We start from the raw sequence: 19,697 nt of genomic DNA on the forward strand, positions 1-19,697 counted from the left end.
CCGCGACTATCTGCAGCAGCGGCCAATTTCAGGCGAAACCGATACCAATTCATCGGCAATCGGGCAATAGTTTATCTTTCTTGAGATTGAATACTCGTTGTCCTTGAGCATTTTTAATTTCCAAGCTTATTTCCTTTATTCCGTTGTCATTGAGTCGGGTGAGCAGTTCCAAAAGATTGGCGCTGAAGAGGGGGGTTCCATTCAGCGCAACAATCTCATCCCCGGGGGCAATTCCGGCTTTATCGGCTGGTGAAGCTGTCCAGATTCCGCGAACAACGATTTTCCCATTGTCGTCCAGATGGGGATATAGGCCAATGGAATATTCGTTGGTTGGTATGGATGTGGGAGCCTTGGTCTGGGGAATGAACAGTATTTCGTCTTTGGGATAATTGATAATCGTTATATAGGGAATTAGAAAATCCCGGCCCAAAAGGGGAATCGAAAGCATAAAAGGAAGTTCCGCCGAAAAGGCAAGGACATTCCGGGCTGCCAAGTTTCCTGTGACTAGTGAATCAACGCGGCCTAAATAATTGTCCCGGGAAGTTGTGAAAGGCCATTGGTAGATATTTCCTTTGGCTTTGATCCAGCCATTTTTTTCTGATAGCCCCAGTTTGTTCAGGATATCTGGCGGTAAAACAAGGGGGTATGGTTGGCCGGTATCAACCATGGCTTCCACTTCAAGATTGCCATTCAGTTTACATTTAAGCATCGGTGCGAAATTGATGGGGTGGTTTGTAAATTTGAATAGAAAACCATTTTGCGGGTTTCCGGTGATAGTCGTGTCATTTGAAAGGACAAGGGTTTTTTTACGATAGTCGATGGTGACTTTAAAACGATCCAGGAGGTCGGAGCCGATCAAACCATGGATGGTGACGCCCAGGCTTGATTCGAATTTCCTAAAAAAATCGGGGGTGGCTACACAAAAAATAGAATCGATGCGGTAATTTCCGATAGCGAGACTGTTCATTTTTACTTGATTGCCAAGCCGTTTCAATTGGAGTTTATTGGCTATTTCATCATTCAGCATTGTCAGTCCACCGGTATCCACTATGAAATTTCTTTCAGTTCAAAAGGGATAATGCCTTCTTTTTGGACTGGTACATTCTGTGGATAAATAAAAAGGGTAGGTATGAAAACAAGAAAAACAACGAAAATGATGTTTGTTTTTAGCATTTTGCCCTTCCTGGATTTGTTTGATGGACATCGTAATGCAGCAGCAATAAAAAAGCAATTGTTTTATGTCATTGATTTATTTTTTAGCAGATAGAGGATGCGGCCCGACTGGGCGATTTTTTCGCTGCGTTCAATTGAAAAAAACCGGGCAAACTCTTCCTCGAAGCCGCGGGCATGGTAATCGGGGAAGATATCTTCGCGGCTGGCCAGCAGGCGCTGCACCTGGGAATCGTCCTTGGGGATGAATTCGATGATCAGCGCCCGGCAAAGGGTGGCGAACAAAGCGGCGATCCTGCCCAGGGGCAGGTTGTTGCCGATGGCCAGGTGATGCACCAGGGCCAGGGCCAGGACGGTATCGGCCGGCCCGCGTTCGAGCAGCGACATCCGCTCCATGTTTCCCCAGCCGATGGCGGGAGCGGGGTTGGTGATGTCGCCGAGCAGCGGCAGGAGAAAGTGATCTCTTTCGCGGCGGCATTGCAGGTAATTTTTTTCCACCGCGGCCGGGTCGATGTCCAGCGAAACGGTGGGGATTTGCCGGGCCGATGCCAGCCGGCTGAACAATCCGGTATTGGCGCCGATATCCCATGCCTGGCGCGGCTTCAGCACCTTTAGAAAATCGTCCACGCATTTCAGTTTAAAATCAATGGCGCTATCCGAATAATTGGTGTGATCGTAATACTCGGCCCATTCGGTTCCCCGGGGCTGCCAGCGCAGACCGGCGACGGCCGATTGCAAACTGTCGATCAGGGCCATAAATGAAAAACGGCTTAGCTTGCGCTCAGAGGTTTTAACGGGTTTGGCCTGGTAATGTTTCTGTGAACGGGCGTGGAGATGGATATGGGAAAGGAGGGAAAACTTGAAGCGCGTCCCAAATGGCAATATGCGGCTGGCCAGGTCCAGGGGGATGCCATCCAGAAAAATACGGGACAATTGGTTGAGGCGGACATCGCGACGGGCCATCAAGGCCAGCGGTGCCAGAAAATGCTGGCAGAACTGGCGGTAGGCCACCCAGGGCTGGCCTTCCACATATTTGGCAAACGACAGGGTGTCGATGAGTAGCGGCTTTCCCTCGCAAAATTGAATGTTGTAGGCGCTGGCGTCTTTCAAGATCATGCCGTGGGCCATGGCGGTCTTCTGTATGTCCAGGGTCAGCAGGGCCGCGTCCTTGAGCTGGCTGAAAGACCATTCGTATGGGTAGGAGATGAACGGCAGGGGAAGCGGCCGGATGACCTTGTAGGCATCCGCGCTCCTGGCCAGCTCCGCCGCCATGAAAAAGAAAGATAACAGGGGGGAAGAGAAAGTGCAATAAGTGCTGAAATTTTCAGAGGTACAAAGGAAAAACAAAACCGGTACGAGCGGTTGACTTGGCGGTGGACGCAACCCTGATGCCAGAAAATAAAACCGCTGGGGTCGCGGAACGAACTTTCAGCCAGACCTTCCGATGGCATCACGGCGTTTTTTTAGCGAACAATCGTCGGAAAAAAGCCTTGATCTTGTGCCAATAGACCTTGACCATGAACGACACGGCCACGAAGGCGGCGATGATGATTTGAAACACATAGCTGCCGGTGCCGGGGTCGATGTAGGCATGAATGGCCAGCGGAAAACACAGGACAACAAGAACCGCCAGCATGGTCATTGGCAAGGCACTTTTTAGAAAATTCACCGTTGCACCTCTTCATGTCACGGGCCGGGCCGGCGACAACCAATCCCGGCTTGCTGAAAAACCAGTATATATTATTTTAGCCCCTTTTTCAAACCGGTTGTATTCGCGGCGCTTTTGGCATAAAATCGTCCCTTAATGAAAAAAGCGCTCCTTTTTTATATAGTGATCCGGTCGCTGCTGCTGGCAGCCCAGGAAAGCGGGAAAACCTACGTTTGGCCGCTGGACATCGCCAACGGCATCAGCTCCACTTTCCAGGAATTCCGCGCCAATCACTTCCATGCCGGGTTGGATCTGCGGACTTTCCAACGAACCGGCTACCCGGTGCTCGCCATCGCCGACGGCGTGATCGAAAGAATCAGCGTGTCCAAGACCGGAATGGGCAGTGTCGTTTACCTCAGGCACAACGATGGCAATACCTCGATCTACGGCCACCTGGAAAAATTTTGCGACCGGATCGAGGCTCTGGTCGCCCGGGAACGGGAACGGAGCGGTGAAAAGTACTTCGGCCGCTACGTCTTGCCCGAGCCCATCACCGTGCGCCAGGGCGAACTGATCGCCTTCAGCGGCGAAAGCGGCTACGGCTTTCCGCACTTGCACCTGGAAATTCGCGACCCCCAGGAAGGGGCGCTCAACCCGCTGTCCTGGATCGGCAACCCCCCCGCCGACGATACGGCGCCGCGGTTGAAGGGCATTATCGTGCGCAGCCGCGGCCATTTCCTGCTCAATGATGACCTTGGGGAATTCTATCTCAAGCTGCGCAACGAAGACTCCGTTTACACGCTGACCGCGCCGCTGACAATGACCGGGCCATTCGACCTCTCCCTGCAGGCCTATGACGTCGCCGGCGGTAGACAGAAGGTGGCCCCCTACAGCCTGGAAGCCTACTTGGATGGGCAGCTGTATTACCAGGTCGTTTTTGAGCGCCTGGTCCGGGACGACAATAACCAGCTGGGGATGCTTTATGACATGGCCGGCTCGGCCAACGGCGTCTATTTTTACAAGCTGTTTTCCCAGAGCGGTTTCGCCCTGGAAAAAAAGAATTCGCCGTTGGCATCCGCTCTCAGCCTGCTGGCTCCCGGTGACCATGAGATCAGGGTGATCGTCAAGGACCGGCAGCAAAACCAGGCTGTTGCCGTGCTGCCGCTGCGCAAACTGGCTAGCCCAGAGGCGGCCTTTCAAAAGGAGTACGAGCTGAATGCGGGCGGCGGCCGGGTCCTGGCTGACGGCGATCTAGCCGTCTACATCAACCGCGACGACGTGGTCGTCAAAGTTGAGGATTTTCCCATGCCGCCCGAATGGATCAAAATGAAGATCAGCCAGGGAAATCAGGAGGAGACGGTCGCGGCCAATGAATACGGCGCCGGGGTCTTCTTCTGCTTCAAACCTTTGAACGATGACATGCGTGTACAATTGCGCTTCATCCTTTCCGACGGCCGGCAGGCGGTGGAGGAACTGCACAAGAACATCCTGTTGCTGGTCTTGAAAAACGGGAGCGCCCGCCAGTTCAGCTATGGCGATTTTCTGGCCGATTTTGCCGCCGGAACCGTGTTGGAACCGACGGTGTTGCAGCTTGAAAACATGGAGTTGTCCGCCGATTTTCCCATGCTGGCCGGCCCGGTGAGCGTCACCCCGGTCCATTTTACCTTTTTGGACACGGTTTTTTTCAAATTCAGAATTCCGCCCGATCAGACGCGCCAGGAACAGCTGGGGATTTTCAAGTACCAAGGCAGCAGCAAAACGTGGCGTTATATCCAGACCCAGAAGGCACCCGAAAAAGGGTATCTGAGCTGCCGGGTCCTGACCGGGGGGATTTACGCCCTCCTGCGCGATGTGGATCCTCCGCAGATGAGCTTCCGCGCCCGACGCCTTGACGACCAGGAAAAACTCGTGGTTCACCTGCGCGACCGGGGCAAGGGGATCGACGAACGGACAGTGGTGGCCTTCATCAACGGCCAGAAGGCTGAATGCGAGTACGATCCCGATTGGAGCCATATCCTGATCGACCCCGGCGGCTCCGCGGCGCGCCGTGGTGAAAATGAGCTGCTGGTTCGGGCGGCCGATTTTGCCGGCAACCGGAGCGTCGAAACGTTCCATTTCCGCTGCCGCTGAGACTGGGCGTTTTTTGTGAAAGGACTGTGGAAATCTGTTTCAATTGCTTTAAAAAATCTCATGGAATATGGATTTCCTCGGATTGCATACTTTTTATCTGTTGGAAATGCCGATAATAAATGCAATTGCCAGAAATAGTCATTGGACCTTGATTCTGGAAGTCTAACCTTTTCAATCCAGTTTCAGGCCAGATTGACAGCCGGAAGTAAAAATGCGAAAATCGGCCTTGTTGGCTTGGTTTTGTATAAATATTCCACATCTTGACGAAATGAAAAAAGAGCGTCAGCGGAGGACGGATGCCGTTCACTGAGCCCGGCAGCATGATTCAGGAAGATGTGCTCTTCGTCCGCTTGCGTCTTCTCGGAGATATTATTTTCACCATTCCGGCCCTCCAGATTTTCAAGAAACGCTGGCCGCAGAGCCGGGTACATTACGTGGTCGAAGAACGGTTCCGTGAGTTGGCCGAAATCATCCCCTTGATCGACAACGTGATCACGGTTACCGGCAAACCGGGCTGGCGCGATTTCTGGAATTTCCGCAAAAAGACAAAAAACCTTGGCATCCGGACGGCAATTGATTTTCATTCGGGCCCGACCAGCGCTTTGTTCACCTTGGCCAGCGGGGCTGCCAGACGGGTGGGCTACCGCACCGCCAACCGCAACTGGGCGTATACCGACATGCTTGCCCGCGGCGACGCGGCCGCGCCAACCCACTCGGTCCTGAACCAGGCCAGGCTGCTGGAAAAGATCGGCATCGCAGCCGGGGAACCCCCGCCATTTCCCGTCCTCGACTTTTCCCGTTTCCCCGCTTCCAAGCGCCTGGAGGCGGTCCGGGAGATCGGCCCCAAGGTGGTCATCCATCTGGGCGCCGGCAACCACTTCCGGGACTGGGGGATGGATAATTTCACCGCCCTGATCAACGGCTTGAGCGCCGGGCAAATTCCGGTTTTTCTGATCGGCCACAGTGACGAGGAAAAACAACGGGCCGTTCGTTTGAGCAAAATGCCCCACGTCTTCGACTTTTCGGGAAGGCTGGCCATCCGCGAACTGCTGCAGCTGATCGCCGGGGCTGCGGTTTACCTGGGAGCCGATTCGGGACCCCTGCACCTCGCTTCCCTGACCCAAACGCCGCTGGTGTGCTTTTTTGGCCCCAACCTGCCCCAGATCAGCGGCCCATGGAGAAAAGAAAACGTTGATATCCTGCAGCTGAAAATGCCTTGCCGGCCGTGTTCGCAAAGGAAATGCAAATATGCTACAATTCCCTGCATGCGGAATATCGCTGTCGAAAAGGTTCGTGATGCGCTCGACAAGTTCCTTAAATAGCCTGGCCTTCGCCCTGCTGCTGGCATTTCTTTTTCTGATCGATATATCCATCGCCGGCTGCTATGTCCTGCTGACGGTCATCCTGCTGATATTCCTGCTCCACCTGCTGCGCGGCGGCGAATTTCCCAAGCTGCCTTTTTACTGTTATTTTTTCGCCGCCTATGTCTTCTTCACCCTTTTGGCCACCGTGTTCTCGGTTGACCGCGCCGTCAGCATTCGCGACAACAAGGAGCTGCTCATCTTCCTGCTGATCCCGTTCTATCTCTGGCTGCTCGATTCCTGGAAGCGGGTTTGGCTTTCCATATGGACCGTGCTGGGTGCGGCGGTATTTTCGTCGCTGGTGGGGATCGGCACCGTCTTGGCCAAAGGCTTCGGCAAGGGGGTTCTGCTCGCGGATCGTTTGCGCGGATTCACCTCGCACTGGATGACCTATGCCGGCCTGCTGCTGTTTCCCTTCATCTTCTATTTCGTGCTGCTGATTCTGCTGGAGCGTAAGACGAAGCGGGCGCTCACCTTTTCCGGCGCGCTGCTGGTCATGCTGGCCGCCATCGCCTTCTCGTTGACCCGCAATGTCTGGCTGGGCATCGTCGCTTCCCTGGCGCTCTTTATTGTTTTTTTCAAACCCCGCCACGCCCTGGCGCTGGCGCCGGTGCTGGTGGTCCTGGTCCTGCTGGCGCCGGCGGTGGTCAGGAGCCGCGTGCTGTCCATCGTCGACCTGAACGACAGCTCCAACCGCGACCGGATCTACATGGCCTATTCGGGGGTGCGCCTGTTCCAGGACCGCCCCTGGACCGGGGTGGGGAGCGGCAATATCGAAAAAGCCATCGCCGGCAACGAGACGCGCTACCGCCATCCGCAGGCCGATAGAATCTACATGCACCTGCACAATAATTTTTTGCAGATTCTGGCCGAGCGCGGTCTCTTTGCCCTTGCCAGTTTCCTGCTGGCCTGCCTGGCCATCATCCTGCAGTTGTTGCGGATGCTCCGCTCCCGGACGGGAGAATGGCGCGCCATCACCGCCGGCGTCCTCTTTGCGTTCATCGGCTTTCTGATCGCCGGCATGTTCGAGTACAATTTCGGCGACAGCGAGATCAAGTTCTTGTTGTTTTATTTTTTAAGCCTGCCTTTCCTAAGCCTGAAAGGGGAGAACCATGTTCATTCCAAAACGAATCCATGAGATCTGTTCCCGTTTCCCTGAAAAGAAGATCCTGGTCTACGGCGACATCATCCTCGACCGCTATGTTTTCGGTCAGGTCGAACGCATTTCACCGGAAGCGCCGGTGCCGGTGGTCCGGGTCAGCTCCGAGGAATTGCGCCTGGGCGGAGCCGGCAACGTCGCGGCCAATATCGACCGCCTGGGCGCCGGCGCCCTGCTGCTGGGAGTCGTCGGCGCGGATGGTTTTGCCGCCGAGATCGCGCGCATAAAAAGTTCCGGGAATTTGCTGATCCAGGATGCGCAGAGTCAGACCATCACCAAGACGCGGATCATCTCCCAGCGCCAGCAGATCGTCCGCGTCGACCGCGAAGCGAAGATCGTCCTCTATCCGGCGCTGATGGAGCAGCTCCGGGCGCGGGTGAACGAGGCCCGGGTCGACGCCATCATCGTTTCCGATTACGCCAAGGGCACGGTGAACGCCGAGGTGATGGCCATGCTGAAGGAAAAGGCCGCCGCCGCCGGTATTCCCGTCATCGTCGATCCCAAGCCGCCCCATTTTGCCTTATATCGCGACGTGACCGCCATCACCCCCAACCTGAAGGAGGCCGAGGAAATGTCGGGCAGGACCATCGGCTCCGATGACGACGCCGTCCTCGCCCTGCAGCATATCCGCCGCAAGTACCGCACCCAGTTCACCCTGATCACCCGGGGCGGCAGCGGCATCACCGCCGCGGCCAAGGGCGGAAAAATATTCCATCTGCCCGCTTTCAGCCACGAAGTGTTCGACGTCACCGGCGCCGGCGATACCGTGGTCGCCGTGCTTACCCTGGCCCTGGTCTCCGGGGCCTCCCTGCGCGAAGCGGTGGCTCTGGCCAACGCCGCCGCCTCGATCGTGGTGGAAAAGATCGGCACGTCGCAAGTCAGCCCGGAGGAGTTGAGCGCGAGGATCGCCTATATCCAGAAGCGACATTGAACCGGCTGCAGCTGCTGAAAACGTTGGCCCCCGGCTTTCTGCCGCTGGTCATTTTCATCGCCGCCGACGCGTTGTGGGGGACGAAGGTCGGTCTTGCCGTGGCCGTTGTTTCGGGCTTCATCGAGCTTGCGGTCTCTTATGCCAGAGAAAGGACTTGGGACCGCTTCATTCTGGTCGACACCTTGCTGATCATCTTGCTGGGCGGCATCTCGCTTTTGCTAAACAACGACATTTTTTTTAAACTGAAGCCGGCTTTGGTGGAACTGGTCTTTTGCCTCCTTCTGGGGATATCGATCTACTCGCCGCTGAACATCGTGCTGGCCATGTCCCGCCGCTACCTCAAGGGCATGGAGATGGGAGGGGAGCAGGTCCGGGCGATGGCGCGCGGCATGAAGGCTTTGCTGGTCATCATGCTGGGCCATACCATTCTGATCGTCTACGCTGCGTTCGCCCTGCCGCTGCGCGTCTGGGGGTTCATTTCCGGCGGATTGTTCTATATCCTGTTCGGAGTCTATTTTCTGGCGGAGTGGGGCCGCGGCAGGCGGCGAAGCTTCCAGCAGCAAAAAATATTTGCCAACGAGGAATGCTTCGATCTCGTCGACAACGAAGGCAAGGTCATCGGCAAGGCGCCGCGGAGCGTCTGCCATTCGCGTCCCGGTTTCCTGCACCCTGTGGTTCACTTGCATGTCGTCAATGCCAGGGATCAGATATTTTTGCAGAAACGATCTCTGCACAAGCAAATCCAACCGGGAAAATGGGACACCGCTGTCGGCGGCCACGTGACGAGCGGGGAGGGGATCGAGGCGGCGCTGCGGCGCGAAGCCGAAGAAGAGCTTGGCCTGACCGAATTCAAAGCCCTGCCCGTGGCGCGCTATCTCTGGGAGAGCGCGGTCGAATCGGAACTGGTCTACATGTTCGTCGCCAGGAGCGAGCAACCCGGGCGGCTCAATGCGGAAGAGATCGATGAGGGGAAGTTTTGGAGCATCAAGGCCATCAAGGTCGCCTTAGGGAAGGGCACGCTGACGCCGAATTGCGAGTTCGAATTCCCCATCCTGCTGGAGCATTTTTTTGGCGGCGCAAAAAAAAAGGGCGGTAAGTAAAACCGCCCTTCGTAAGTATTTCGTATAGCCCGTAGGGGAATTGAACCCCTCTTATAAGATTGAAAATCTTATGTCCTAACCGATAGACGAACGGGCCATCACATGAGCCGTGTTGGATTCGAACCAACGACACCCGCCTTAAAAGGGCGGTGCTCTGCCAACTGAGCTAACGGCCCGACCTGGTTCGCCCTATTTGTAACACATTTGGCCGGGTATGTCAATCTCCGCGCCGTGACAGTGCGTGCTGTCGGCCATACCGCCGGCCGCTCAGCGCAGGTAGAAATTGAGGCCCATGGTGGCGGTGATTCCGCCCAGATCCAGCAGCTCGAAGCCTTCGAAATAACCGGAGAGCTGGCCGCGCACATACTGGTATTTCGCCTCCAGGGCCAGCCCCACCCGGGGAAGAAAACGAAAGACCAGGCCGACCCGGGCATTGAAACCGACGCTGAAGGTTTCTGTTTCGGCAAATCCCTCTTCGATGGCGCCATCGGGAAAAATGATGAAGTCTCCGTATTGCTGATAGGTCCAGCCGTACAAGCCGACCCCGATGCCGAAATAGGGGAAGAATTCGTAACGATGGCCCAGGGGATAAAATTTCATGTTCGCTTCGATCGGGGTAATGCGCAGCGACAGGTTCTGGAAGATGGGGAGATCATCCTGGTCGGTGTAGTCCTTGTATTGCGTGTAGACATCCTTGGTATAACTGCCGATTTCCAATGAAAACGAGGCATGGCGGCTGAGAAAAATTTCGTATTCGGCCCCGTAGTACATATCGAGCAGATCGGTTTTATTAAAAGCCAGGTTGACCATGTTGTCTGCCCACAGGTCCGATCGCAGCGAGGGGGAGAAAAGCCCTATTTTAAGATTAATGCTCTGGGAAAAGAGGATCCCCGTTCCAAATCCGATGACCATCAGGACAATGAGGGTGCGTTTCATTTGAACCTCCTGCCTGGATGAATGCATTTCGGCTGCCAACTTGAAGGAGGCATTTCGCCTGAAAGTGTCCTTTTATCAGGACAGCAGGTGCTTGATTTTGTCCTTTTTGGGCAGGGAATTAAAGCGGGCGACTTCCCGCTCGCCCCTGAACAGGATCAACGTCGGTACGCCGAGAACGAAGAACTTGCTGGCGATCGCCGCTTCGACGGTGATGTCGACTTCATAGGCGCCGATGTCGAAGCCGGACAATTCGGCCAGCATGGCCGGCAGGGCCTGGGCGATCTTTTGACAGGGAGCGCAACCGGGAGAACCGAAGTCGAGAATGGTATAAGAATGGGAGCGCAGTTTTTGCTCAAGTTCAGCGAATTTGATTTTTTCCATTATTTTTCCGCCAGCAAGTATTTGATCTGATCGGTAATTTGCCGCGTATTGCCGGCCCCCGACGTGATATGGACCACGACGCCGCGGCGGTTGATGAAAACCATGGTGGGAATAGCGCTGACGGCATATGTCTCAAAGCTGAGGCCTTCGACGGCTACGGCCACGGGGTAGGTGATCATTTTCTTGTCCAGATAGCCTTTGATCAGGGCCAGTTCTTCACTGGCGCCGACCTTTTCCCTTTGCATCGTGTCATCGCTGTAGCGGCCGTACAGCCTGCTGTAACCGATGACCTGCAGGCCTTGATCCTTCCATTGCCGGTACTCGGTCACTAGGGCGGGCATGACCGCCCGACACGGGTCGCACCACGGGGCCCAGAAATCGATCACCACCACCTGGCCTTTGAGGCTGGCCAGGTTCAGCGGCTGGGAATTGAACCAGGTTTCGGCTTGCAGGGGGGGCGCCGGCTGGCCGAGCAGGGCGAGCTGTTTGAATTCCGCCTGCAAGCTGGCCTGCAGGTCGGGGTCGCTGTTGATCGCCATGGCTTTTTCCAGGTAATCCCTGGCTTTCTCCGGCTGATGCTTATCCCTGGCCAGGGCCGCAAGGTTGGCGTAGACCCTGGGTTTATATGGAAGCAGGGTGGCGGGCAAGCCGGGGCTGGCCAGGAATTTCAGTGAATATTCCTCCCTGACCGTCGGTTGCGGACTCGAAAAGGCCAGGGCCAGGAAAATAGTGTAAAACTGGATATCTTTTTTCAAACCCGGTTCGATCTCCCTGAACAGGTTCTCCGCTTCGCCGTTGCGGCGCCGGACCAGGTCGATGATCACGTGCTGCAGCTTGGCTTCGACCGCCAATTCGGATCGGGCCTGGCTCAACCGGTCGATGATTTTTTCGGCGTCGGCGAAGCGGCCGACCTCGATCATGATCTTGCTGCGCAACAGGTCGAGCTGATCGCTGCCGGCGCGGCCCTCGTTTTCCCTGAGCAGGGCGGACAATGCCGCTTTTTTTTCGGCCTGGAGGCTGGCATAGGCGGCAATCATCTTGTCCAGCTCGCGGCCGGGGCGGGTATTTTTCATGTCGCGATCTAATTCCTGGCTGCGGCGGTCGTACTTGGCTGTGCATTCGGCGTAGGCCGTGGCCATTTGCCTCGATTCTTCCAGTGCCGACCTGGAATGGCAAAAAGACAGAGTCAGCAGCAGCAGCGCCGCCGCTCCTATTTTGTTTGCCATGATTTCTCCTTGACGCTTCGAAAAAACCGTCCTGGACAGGGGAATTTTATCACAGCCGATCTCGATTTTCAAATGGGCCGGCCGCGTTCCGGGCAAAAAAATTTTATTGACCCAGCAAGGCTGCGAAGTCCCCGGCACGGGGGGATAAGAACCTTTAAAAATAAATTGGCTGCGCAAAAAATCTTGACAATTTATTTTAAGGTTCTTACTATTGCATTTACCTTTTTTTTTTTATATATATATGTGGACCAAAATTTATCAGCGAGGTAAACATGAAAGAATATAAGGTAGCGAACGATTACCTGTATTTCCGGGAAATGTTTTCCGACACCATGGGGATGAACTACCACGGGGCCGCGATCGTGAACCGCAAGCCGGTCAGCCATAAGGTCATCTGCGAGGTCAGCACCTCCATTTATAACCACCCCGAAATTTGGAAGCGGGTTAAAATACTCCTGGAGGGGATAAAGAAATCCAACATCCCTTTCCTGTATTCTCCTGAAAAAATAAATATCTATGACAAGCAGTGCCAGCTGGTTTTCGAGCAGTTCAAGGGAAGAAACATCGAGCAAATGCTCAATGACGCCGAAAAGAGAGGCCTCTCGATCAATTTTGACCTGGCCATGTCGCTGTGCGTGGCCATTGCCGACATCATCGAGCTGGGGTCATCGATCATCGTCAGCGGCGAAAAATCGTTCCACGGCTTCCTCACCCCGGACAATATCCTCGTCCACTTCGACGGCAAGATCGCCCTGAAAAACTACGGCATCTTCCAATACCTAGAACGGAACGAGGCGCTCTTTTCGGAAATCGAAAAACGCTACGGGTCCTGGCTGACTCCCGAATTTCTGCGCAGAGAAAAAATAGTCTCACAGTCCGACATCTACCATCTGGGCTACCTGATGTACCGCATCCTGATGGGCAAGTATTTCTCCTGCATGCCGGGAGAGGATTTTGAAGCCAAGTTCAACAATTTGACCTTCAGCCACCTGATTCCCTCCACCGACAAGAATTTCCTGACCCATCTGATCACCTTCTTCAAGAAAACCCTCAACCCCAATCCGCTGAAACGATTCCTGACCATCAAGGAACTCAAGGATTTCATCGCCAATTATTTTCATATCGAGGAGCTGTCTTCCATCACCTTCAACCTGGCCTATTTCATGAATTCGCTCTACGGCGAAACCATCGAAGATGAGGAAAGGATCAGCAAGCAGGAACTGGCTTACGTCGTCCCCGAGCCCAAGAAGGAACCGCCGCCCAGCGCCGCGGTCAAGCGCGAGGACCTGGTCAGCGGCATTCTGGATGAACTGGACAAGCGCAAGAAAATTCCCTCCTGGGTGTGGATCCTCGTCGCGGCGCTGGTCCTCAGCGGCGCGGGCGTCGGCTACATGTTCATGAGTCAGGCCAAGAAAACCGAGCAGCTGACCGCAGAGAAGGCCAAGGCCGATGATATGCAAAGACAGAACCAGCAGAATGAGCTCGCCAACCTCATCAAGATCCAGAATGAAAAGATCAAGCAATTGGAGACGCTGGCGGCCACGGCGACCGAAGCTCAGAAGAAGGCCCTGGAACTTGAAAAACAGCGCCTGGATGAGCTGAAAAAGAAAAAAGCCGACGAGCTGGCCCAGATGAAGGCAGAAGATGACGCCCGCAAGTTGGCGGAAGCCGAGCAGGCCCAGAAAGACCTGGACGCCAAAAAAGCCCTGGACGAGCAAAAGAAGAAGGAAGAAGAGGCTCTCAAGCAGCAGGAAACCGAACGGAAACGAGTCGAAGCGGCCAGGGTCAAGGAAGGGACGCAAGTGTCTTTGAACGACGTCTCGGTCCAGCCGATGAAGATTTCGGGAAATTCGCCGGCGGTCAACGCTTCTTTAAAAAACAAGTATCGGGGCAAGACGATGAACATCGTGACCCAGATCCTTGTCGATGAAAACGGCGATGTCACGAAAATTAGAATGGTGACCGGTAATGTGGCGGCCGATATCCTAGCGATTGTGGAAGCTACACTTTACAAGTGGAAATATTCTCCGGCGCTGAAGGACAACGTCAAGGTCAAGGTCTGGCTGACCGTCGCGGTCAAATTCGCTCTTTAGGGATTGCGGGCGATCGCGTAAAAGACCGGGAAAAGGACCAGCCGCTGCCGCGTGCGGAAGGCTTTATTTTCGCACTCCAGGATTTTTTTCAAGGTCCGCGGCGGCAAGCCGGCCAGATCCTGCCAGAAACGCCATTCCTCCTCCCAGCGGCCGGGGTCGTAGTCGACCGGAAAATGCAGATGGCTGGCCAAACCGACTTCCGCTTGCCAGCCCGATTTTTCCAATAGGAATTTTAGTTTTCTGCCGATGTAGGGGTCGCCGTGCTGGCCGAGAATATGGCCGGTGAAGATTTCCTTCAAAAAGTCCAGATCGGCGGGAAAATCGATGCGGCCGCCGTAATCGGGTTCGGCCAAAAATAGCAGGATGCCTTTGTCCGACAGCAGCCCATTCAATTTTTTCAAAAATTGTTCCGGCTTGGCCTGCCACATCAGGACAAAGGACAGCAGGATCAGATCAATGTGCTGTCCCTGTTTCAGCAGGTCGTTTTCATCCGCGGCCAGAAAACTGTTTTCGGGATATTCCGCCTGGGCAAAGGCGGCCATAACCGGGTCACGGTCGACTCCCAATATCGGCCGGCCGCAAATGGCAGCGACCTCGGCAGTGATCACGCCGCTGCCGCATCCGAGGTCGAGGATGCGCTCGTGGCTGGCCAGGGAGATCTTGCGGTAGAGAAAATGCCGGGACGGGGCCAGCCACTCCGCCTGCAAGAGGTAATGGGCATGGAATTTCCTGGCATCCATGGCGCAACTATAGCGGCGGCAGCCGTAAAAGTCAAACGACATCATTTTCACATGATGATCTTGATCCACCCTTATCCCCCCCTTGTTAAGGGGGGCAGGGGGGATATCTTGCCGGGTCTGGCAAACGGAATAGTGAAGCCTGAAAAAGTTCAAATCTGCGATGGACATGCAAATATAGTTGATTGGGATTGAAAAAATTGTCTAATTCGTTGAAAAATGCTATGATTTCCCTATCTTTCTTATGAATCGACAAAAGTTCTGGCTAAAAACGGAGGCATGGAGGAATGATCAGGCTATTTCGTCTTGACGGGACCGAATTTCTGCTGAATGTCGACTTGATCAGCCAGGTGGATTCGACCCCTGGAACGGTCATTTCCCTGCTCAGCGGCGAGAAAGTCGAAGTGAAGAACACGCTGACCGACGTGCTGACCAAGATCAGGGCCTCGCGCAAGGGAAGCGAGGACGAGAATCGCGAATACGATCCGGAGAAAGGAAACCCCGACCGGAACGGCTGACCCGCGAGTTGACGAAGCGCGGTCAACGCGCCACCGCGGAGCTTGCGAATCTAAATTCTACAATTCAGAAAAAAAATTGAAATTTTCAACGCGGAAACGAAGCTGACCAGAGGTAATAGGGAAGGAGCAGTTCCGCTTCCGGGAGAAAGCCTGTTGTCTGGCTCAGTTCATTTTTTCGGCGCGGCGGTCTCCGTTTTCTCGATGCCGAGCAACTCGACGTCGAAGATCAGGGTGGCGTTGGGCGGGATGACCTGGCCGGCGCCCTGCTCCCCGTAAGCCAGGCTGGAGGGGAGGAATATCTGCCACTTGGAGCCCACCTTCATCAACTGCAGGGCTTCCGTCCAGCCCTTGATCACGCCGTTGAGCGGGAAGACGGCCGGTTGATTGCGTTTGTAGGAGCTGTCGAATTCAGTACCGTCGAGCAGGGTGCCGCGGTAGTGGACCTTGACCGTATCGGTGACCTTGGGCAGCGGGCCGGAGCCCTTACTGAGCACTTTGTACTGCAGGCCGCTGGCGGTGACCTTGACGCCGGGCTTTTGGGCGTTTTCCTTCAAGAACGCCTCTTCCTTGGCCTTGTTGATCTGTGCTTGGCCCGTTCTCTTTTCCTGCTCGACTTTCATCATATCCTGCTGGAACTGGGTCATGACCTTCTGGATCTCTTCGCTGCTGAGCAGCGGCTGGCCGCTCCCCTGGGCGTCGCGCAGCCCCTGGATCAGGATTTCCAGGTCAACGTCCAGCGCCCGTTCCTTGAAATTCTTGCCGATATCCAGGCCGATGGCATAGCTGACTTTCTTTTTTTGATTATCCAGGTCTCCCGCCTTGAGCGGTTTAGCGGCCGATTCGCTGGCGGCTTTGCCGCAAGCGGCGAAAAGCATCAGCAGAAGGATGAAAGTGAGAATATGAGTCTTTTTCATTTGCGTCTCCTTTTTTTTCTAAAGGCCAATATACCAGAACCGCGCCCGAAAAACAACAACCGTCTCCGCTTCAATACTTCAGCTTTTCCAGCAGAAATTCCAGGTAGCGCGATTTCATCTGCCGGCTGGCCAGAACCTGCTTCAGCGGCGGCAGTCTCAGGATGACCCCGAGGATGGCGGCCATGGCCCGGTGGTTCCAATGGGCCTGGACATCGAAGATCAGGTTTTGCAGCTTGCCCCGCTCAATGGCCATGACCACGGCCCGGTGGGTCGAGTCGAGGGGGGTGATCACCCGCCGCGGTCGCGATTCGAGGCTGATGCGGCCGCTGGAGCAGGCGGCCACGCAGACGGCACAGCCGAGGCACAGGTCCTTGTTCAACCGGGCGATCTTCCTTTTCGGGCGCTTGGGATCGTTGGCCGTGACCAGTCCCAAAACCTCGACCGGGCAGGCTTCCACGCATTTACCGCAACCCGTGCATGAATGTTCATCGATGACCGGGATGAAGTTGCTCGTATGGACCGGGTGCAGGAAGCCGAAGCGGCGGGCGGCGATCATCGCCTCGCAGCAGCAGCCGCAGCAGTTGCAGATGAAGTTTACCGAGCGGCGGTTATTTTCGCCGAACTGCACCAGGTGCTCGGCCCGGGCCTGCTGCAGCAGGTCGAGCCCCTCGGCCGCGTCGATGGCCCGGGCAATGTGGCGGCGGGTAAGGAAAGCGGCCGTGTTGTTGAAGGTCAGGCAGATGTCCTGCGCGGCGGCGCAGGCCCGGCCGACATGCTCCATCTTGTGCCGGCAGTAGCAGATGCCGACGCTGATATGGTGGGCGGTCTTAACGATCTCTGATGCCCGTTCGTAATCCAAAACATGCAGTGAATTTTCAGCATTCAAAGCGGTCTCATGGACAAAAACCCGGCCCAGCTGCGTCTCACCGCTGCAGAAAAGCCCCTTGATGAAGTCTTCCTCGACGTTGAGGTACTGGTAAAAAAGTTCGGCCAGCAGTTTCTGGTTGATGTCGCTTCTCAGGCGCATCAGGGAAAATTCGAAAAATCCAGCCATGGGCGGGGGGAGGAAGTAGACGGTCGGACCGTTTTCGGGCGTTGAGTCCACCAGAATTCCGCGCCCGGCCAGCGTCTCCAGGATATTGCGCGCTTCCGCTTCGGATTTACGCCACAAACGGGCAGCTTTTTTCGCTGTGAAAGGCTTGATGGGAAGCTGGGCGACCAAGGCGGCTTCGGTCTCGGAAAACAGCAGTTCCAGGATGCGAAAGAGGGTTTCGGCCGGGGGAGCTCCCTGCGGATAAAGGTTGATGCGCTCGGTCAGTTTTTTATATGCCGAACGGGCGGTCACATGGGCCATGGCGCTCCCTCGTCACTCATATCGAATTTTATCCACTGTATCATGATTGCCGGCTATTGGCGAATCATTGTAAGAATATAAAATATATTGGACTCTTGCAAGATATTGACAAGACCGGAATCTGTAGATAGAATTTGTTCATAAAAGAACGAGTGTCTTCAATGATTCAGGCATTCTTTCCAAGGGAGGAAATCGGAATGAGTAAAAAAACATGTTTGTTGTTTTCGTTGGTTGCCGGTTTTCTGGGATTCCTGTTACTCATGGGGCAGGCGGGATGCAAGTCGGAATCGCCAACAACCACCGACCCCATCGTTGTTACATGCTCTGTGAACAACTCGCAGGGCAATACGGGAGTCACGTTTCAATTCTCATGCAATGCCAGCGGCGGAGATGGCAGCTTTTCCTATTCCTGGGATTTTGGCGATGGTCAGACATCCAATCAACAGAATCCAGGGCATAGCTACGACAGTATCGGAAACTTCACGGTCAGAGTGACCGTCACCAGCGGTACAGAGACCGCAAATTGCGCCCAATCGATCAAGGTCTTCATCGAGCGAAGTGTCTTTGTCGGGCCGGGAGGCGGTGCTGCAGACGTCGTCTTTAAGACGGTCCAGAGCGGCCGTATCCGGATTTCCCTCAACGGCGCCGCCACCTTGATGCCCTATGGCTATCTCCAAGGACCCGGCTATTCCGACTATTTTCCCCCTATGGGAACGTCAAACAACGGCGTCAATATCGGCGAACTTAATCTCACGCAGGCGGGAAATTTCACATTGACTGTCTTCGATGGCAACAACGATGGAGGAAACATCAACGTTAGGATCGAAGTGATTTGAGGCTTACCGCCGGAAAAATTACTAATCTATCGTGCAGGTCCGTTCTTCGATCGCCTTGGCCGCTTCTGTTTTTCCGATCTTTGCCACATCCAGGTATTTGCATAGCTTGCCGTCAACCAGTTCATAGATATAATCGGCCCTTAAAGCCACCTCCCGGTCATGGGTGACCATCACCATGGTTATATTGTTTTCATGGTTAAGTTCAGCCATAAGCCCGAGTACGGAAAATCCGCTCTCGCGGTCCAGGTTGCCTGTCGGCTCATCGGCGAAAATGAGCTTTGGCTTGTTGATCAGGGCGCGGGCGATGGAAACCCGCTGCTGCTGGCCGCCGGAGAGTTCCGAAATGTATTTATCCTGCAACTTTTCCACACCGATGCGCTCCATGATGCGCAGGGCTTCCCGGCCTGTCTCGGGCGCCGGCTTGCCTCCCCGTATCCAGCAGGGCAGTAAAATATTCTCATAAGCGCTATATTCCGGGAGCAGGTAATGGAATTGGAAGATGAAGCCGATGTTCGCGTTGCGGAAATCGGCCAACTCGTTCACATTTTGCGAAGTGATGAGCCTGCCGTCAAAATCGATTTCACCCGAGGTCTGTGGGTCCAGCAGCCCCAGACAATTGAGTAGCGTGCTTTTCCCGGAGCCGGACGGCCCGATCAGGGCGGTAAAACTGCCCCTGACGATCTCGATATTAATATCAAAGAGAACCGGGGTATCGACCTTGCCGAAGTATGTTTTTTTAAGATGCTTGGTCTTGAGAATGATGTCAGCCATTGCGGATCACCTCGATAGGGGAGAGCTTCGCCGCCCTTCTGGCCGGTATGGTGGAGGCGATGACCGAAGCCAGCAAGGCAAGGATGATAGGGGTCAAAAGCGTCCCGGCATTGATCTCGAAGCCGAAAGCCACTTTTGTCCCGGTCACAAAGCCGTAAGACAGCAGCAAGCCGAAGGCCACGCCGAGAACGGAACCCACGCTGCCCAGCAAAAAGCCCTGGATAACGAATATTTTTGAAGCGCTGCGGTTGGTCGTGCCCATGGCCTTCAGTATGCCCAGCTGCCGTTGCTTCTGCACGGCGGCGATGCCCAGGACGCTGGCGATGCCCAGGGAGATGCTGACGATGACAAAGAACTGGATGGTGACCGAAGAGGTGCTCTGCGAGCGCAGGGCGGTGAGCAGCTCGCGGTTCTTTTCCTGCCATGATTCCA

The 19,697-nt window shown here is 55.1% G+C and carries 19 protein-coding genes and 2 tRNA genes; 8 read left to right on the plus strand and 13 right to left on the minus strand.

The annotated features are described in order from the left end of the window. Positions 1–49 precede the first annotated feature (49 nt). From NTW95_14895 to NTW95_14905, 3 genes are all read right to left on the minus strand, one after another. A complete protein-coding gene (locus NTW95_14895) occupies positions 50–1,027 on the minus strand; it encodes a PDZ domain-containing protein (GenBank protein ID MCX6558695.1) in 978 nt (325 codons plus the stop codon). Positions 1,028–1,236: 209 nt separating this feature from the next. Beyond that, positions 1,237–2,442, minus strand: coding sequence for an SAM-dependent methyltransferase (locus tag NTW95_14900; GenBank protein MCX6558696.1), 1,206 nt, complete (start codon positions 2,440–2,442; stop codon positions 1,237–1,239). A gap of 178 nt (positions 2,443–2,620) precedes the next feature. Next, the gene (locus NTW95_14905; GenBank protein MCX6558697.1) at positions 2,621–2,839 is read right to left on the minus strand and encodes a hypothetical protein; all 219 of its coding nucleotides are present in this window, start codon (positions 2,837–2,839) and stop codon (positions 2,621–2,623) included. A 135-nt stretch (positions 2,840–2,974) separates the two neighbouring features. Here NTW95_14905 and NTW95_14910 point away from each other — a divergent pair, with 135 nt between their 5' ends. From NTW95_14910 to NTW95_14930, 5 genes are all read left to right on the plus strand, one after another. Further along, positions 2,975–4,948, plus strand: a complete 1,974-nt coding sequence (locus tag NTW95_14910; GenBank protein MCX6558698.1) for a M23 family metallopeptidase — start codon at positions 2,975–2,977, stop codon at positions 4,946–4,948. Positions 4,949–5,244: 296 nt separating this feature from the next. Then, positions 5,245–6,270, plus strand: coding sequence for a glycosyltransferase family 9 protein (locus NTW95_14915; protein ID MCX6558699.1), 1,026 nt, complete (start codon positions 5,245–5,247; stop codon positions 6,268–6,270). Further along, positions 6,245–7,447, plus strand: a complete 1,203-nt coding sequence (locus tag NTW95_14920) for an O-antigen ligase family protein (GenBank protein ID MCX6558700.1) — start codon at positions 6,245–6,247, stop codon at positions 7,445–7,447. The genes NTW95_14915 and NTW95_14920 overlap by 26 nt, the downstream gene beginning before the upstream one ends. Continuing rightward, positions 7,422–8,399 (plus strand): D-glycero-beta-D-manno-heptose-7-phosphate kinase, encoded by a 978-nt coding sequence (rfaE1, locus tag NTW95_14925; protein MCX6558701.1) that lies wholly within the window; start codon positions 7,422–7,424, stop codon positions 8,397–8,399. The genes NTW95_14920 and rfaE1 overlap by 26 nt, the downstream gene beginning before the upstream one ends. Further along, complete coding sequence (locus NTW95_14930; protein ID MCX6558702.1) at positions 8,396–9,499, plus strand: NUDIX domain-containing protein; 1,104 nt, start codon at positions 8,396–8,398, stop codon at positions 9,497–9,499. The genes rfaE1 and NTW95_14930 overlap by 4 nt, the downstream gene beginning before the upstream one ends. Before the next feature lie 25 nt (positions 9,500–9,524). Here the strand turns inward: NTW95_14930 and NTW95_14935 are convergent. From NTW95_14935 to NTW95_14955, 5 genes are all read right to left on the minus strand, one after another. Continuing rightward, a tRNA-Glu gene (locus NTW95_14935) sits at positions 9,525–9,596 on the minus strand. A 6-nt stretch (positions 9,597–9,602) separates the two neighbouring features. Continuing rightward, a tRNA-Lys gene (locus NTW95_14940) sits at positions 9,603–9,675 on the minus strand. Between the two features lie 91 nt (positions 9,676–9,766). Next, positions 9,767–10,435 carry a hypothetical protein gene (locus tag NTW95_14945; GenBank protein MCX6558703.1) on the minus strand — a complete coding sequence of 223 codons (669 nt, stop codon included), beginning with the start codon at positions 10,433–10,435 and terminating at the stop codon, positions 9,767–9,769. Between the two features lie 75 nt (positions 10,436–10,510). Then, positions 10,511–10,816 (minus strand): thioredoxin family protein, encoded by a 306-nt coding sequence (locus tag NTW95_14950; protein MCX6558704.1) that lies wholly within the window; start codon positions 10,814–10,816, stop codon positions 10,511–10,513. After that, positions 10,816–12,042: a TlpA disulfide reductase family protein gene (locus NTW95_14955; protein ID MCX6558705.1), complete on the minus strand. Its 1,227-nt coding sequence runs from the start codon at positions 12,040–12,042 to the stop codon at positions 10,816–10,818. The genes NTW95_14950 and NTW95_14955 overlap by 1 nt, the downstream gene beginning before the upstream one ends. A gap of 272 nt (positions 12,043–12,314) precedes the next feature. Between NTW95_14955 and NTW95_14960 the strand changes: the two genes are divergently transcribed. After that, positions 12,315–14,135, plus strand: a complete 1,821-nt coding sequence (locus tag NTW95_14960; GenBank protein ID MCX6558706.1) for a protein kinase — start codon at positions 12,315–12,317, stop codon at positions 14,133–14,135. Here the strand turns inward: NTW95_14960 and NTW95_14965 are convergent. Beyond that, positions 14,132–14,920 (minus strand): class I SAM-dependent methyltransferase, encoded by a 789-nt coding sequence (locus tag NTW95_14965; GenBank protein ID MCX6558707.1) that lies wholly within the window; start codon positions 14,918–14,920, stop codon positions 14,132–14,134. The two genes, NTW95_14960 and NTW95_14965, sit on opposite strands and share 4 nt — an antisense overlap. 239 nt (positions 14,921–15,159) lie before the next feature. On the opposite strand from NTW95_14965, the gene NTW95_14970 reads away from it, so the two are divergent. After that, positions 15,160–15,390: a flagellar FlbD family protein gene (locus NTW95_14970; protein MCX6558708.1), complete on the plus strand. Its 231-nt coding sequence runs from the start codon at positions 15,160–15,162 to the stop codon at positions 15,388–15,390. 167 nt (positions 15,391–15,557) lie between these two features. On the opposite strand, the gene NTW95_14975 is transcribed toward NTW95_14970, so the two are convergent. Together NTW95_14975 and NTW95_14980 are read right to left on the minus strand one after the other, a co-directional pair. Continuing rightward, positions 15,558–16,304, minus strand: coding sequence for an FKBP-type peptidyl-prolyl cis-trans isomerase (locus tag NTW95_14975; protein ID MCX6558709.1), 747 nt, complete (start codon positions 16,302–16,304; stop codon positions 15,558–15,560). A 70-nt stretch (positions 16,305–16,374) separates the two neighbouring features. Then, complete coding sequence (locus NTW95_14980) at positions 16,375–17,658, minus strand: 4Fe-4S dicluster domain-containing protein (GenBank protein ID MCX6558710.1); 1,284 nt, start codon at positions 17,656–17,658, stop codon at positions 16,375–16,377. Positions 17,659–17,855: 197 nt separating this feature from the next. Between NTW95_14980 and NTW95_14985 the strand changes: the two genes are divergently transcribed. Beyond that, positions 17,856–18,494, plus strand: a complete 639-nt coding sequence (locus NTW95_14985; GenBank protein ID MCX6558711.1) for a PKD domain-containing protein — start codon at positions 17,856–17,858, stop codon at positions 18,492–18,494. A gap of 21 nt (positions 18,495–18,515) precedes the next feature. On the opposite strand, the gene NTW95_14990 is transcribed toward NTW95_14985, so the two are convergent. After that, positions 18,516–19,265 carry an ABC transporter ATP-binding protein gene (locus tag NTW95_14990; protein MCX6558712.1) on the minus strand — a complete coding sequence of 250 codons (750 nt, stop codon included), beginning with the start codon at positions 19,263–19,265 and terminating at the stop codon, positions 18,516–18,518. After that, the coding region (locus tag NTW95_14995; protein ID MCX6558713.1) for an FtsX-like permease family protein at positions 19,258–19,697 on the minus strand (440 nt) is incomplete at its 5' end. The genes NTW95_14990 and NTW95_14995, both read right to left, overlap by 8 nt.

It is taken from the genome of Candidatus Aminicenantes bacterium, assembly GCA_026393795.1.
GTDB lineage: Bacteria > Acidobacteriota > Aminicenantia > UBA2199 > UBA2199 > UBA2199.

Excerpts from the sequence above, each read along its gene's own strand:
- NTW95_14895 (MCX6558695.1), bottom strand. The coding sequence starts at position 1,027 with ATGCTGAATGATGAAATAGCCAATAAACTCCAATTGAAACGGCTTGGC.
- NTW95_14900 (MCX6558696.1), bottom strand. The coding sequence starts at position 2,442 with ATGGCGGCGGAGCTGGCCAGGAGCGCGGATGCCTACAAGGTCATCCGG.
- NTW95_14910 (MCX6558698.1), top strand. The coding sequence starts at position 2,975 with ATGAAAAAAGCGCTCCTTTTTTATATAGTGATCCGGTCGCTGCTGCTG.
- NTW95_14915 (MCX6558699.1), top strand. The coding sequence starts at position 5,245 with ATGCCGTTCACTGAGCCCGGCAGCATGATTCAGGAAGATGTGCTCTTC.
- NTW95_14920 (MCX6558700.1), top strand. The coding sequence starts at position 6,245 with ATGCGCTCGACAAGTTCCTTAAATAGCCTGGCCTTCGCCCTGCTGCTG.
- rfaE1 (MCX6558701.1), top strand. The coding sequence starts at position 7,422 with ATGTTCATTCCAAAACGAATCCATGAGATCTGTTCCCGTTTCCCTGAA.
- NTW95_14945 (MCX6558703.1), bottom strand. The coding sequence starts at position 10,435 with ATGAAACGCACCCTCATTGTCCTGATGGTCATCGGATTTGGAACGGGG.
- NTW95_14950 (MCX6558704.1), bottom strand. The coding sequence starts at position 10,816 with ATGGAAAAAATCAAATTCGCTGAACTTGAGCAAAAACTGCGCTCCCAT.
- NTW95_14955 (MCX6558705.1), bottom strand. The coding sequence starts at position 12,042 with ATGGCAAACAAAATAGGAGCGGCGGCGCTGCTGCTGCTGACTCTGTCT.
- NTW95_14960 (MCX6558706.1), top strand. The coding sequence starts at position 12,315 with ATGAAAGAATATAAGGTAGCGAACGATTACCTGTATTTCCGGGAAATG.
- NTW95_14965 (MCX6558707.1), bottom strand. The coding sequence starts at position 14,920 with ATGATGTCGTTTGACTTTTACGGCTGCCGCCGCTATAGTTGCGCCATG.
- NTW95_14970 (MCX6558708.1), top strand. The coding sequence starts at position 15,160 with ATGATCAGGCTATTTCGTCTTGACGGGACCGAATTTCTGCTGAATGTC.
- NTW95_14975 (MCX6558709.1), bottom strand. The coding sequence starts at position 16,304 with ATGAAAAAGACTCATATTCTCACTTTCATCCTTCTGCTGATGCTTTTC.
- NTW95_14980 (MCX6558710.1), bottom strand. The coding sequence starts at position 17,658 with ATGGCCCATGTGACCGCCCGTTCGGCATATAAAAAACTGACCGAGCGC.
- NTW95_14985 (MCX6558711.1), top strand. The coding sequence starts at position 17,856 with ATGAGTAAAAAAACATGTTTGTTGTTTTCGTTGGTTGCCGGTTTTCTG.
- NTW95_14990 (MCX6558712.1), bottom strand. The coding sequence starts at position 19,265 with ATGGCTGACATCATTCTCAAGACCAAGCATCTTAAAAAAACATACTTC.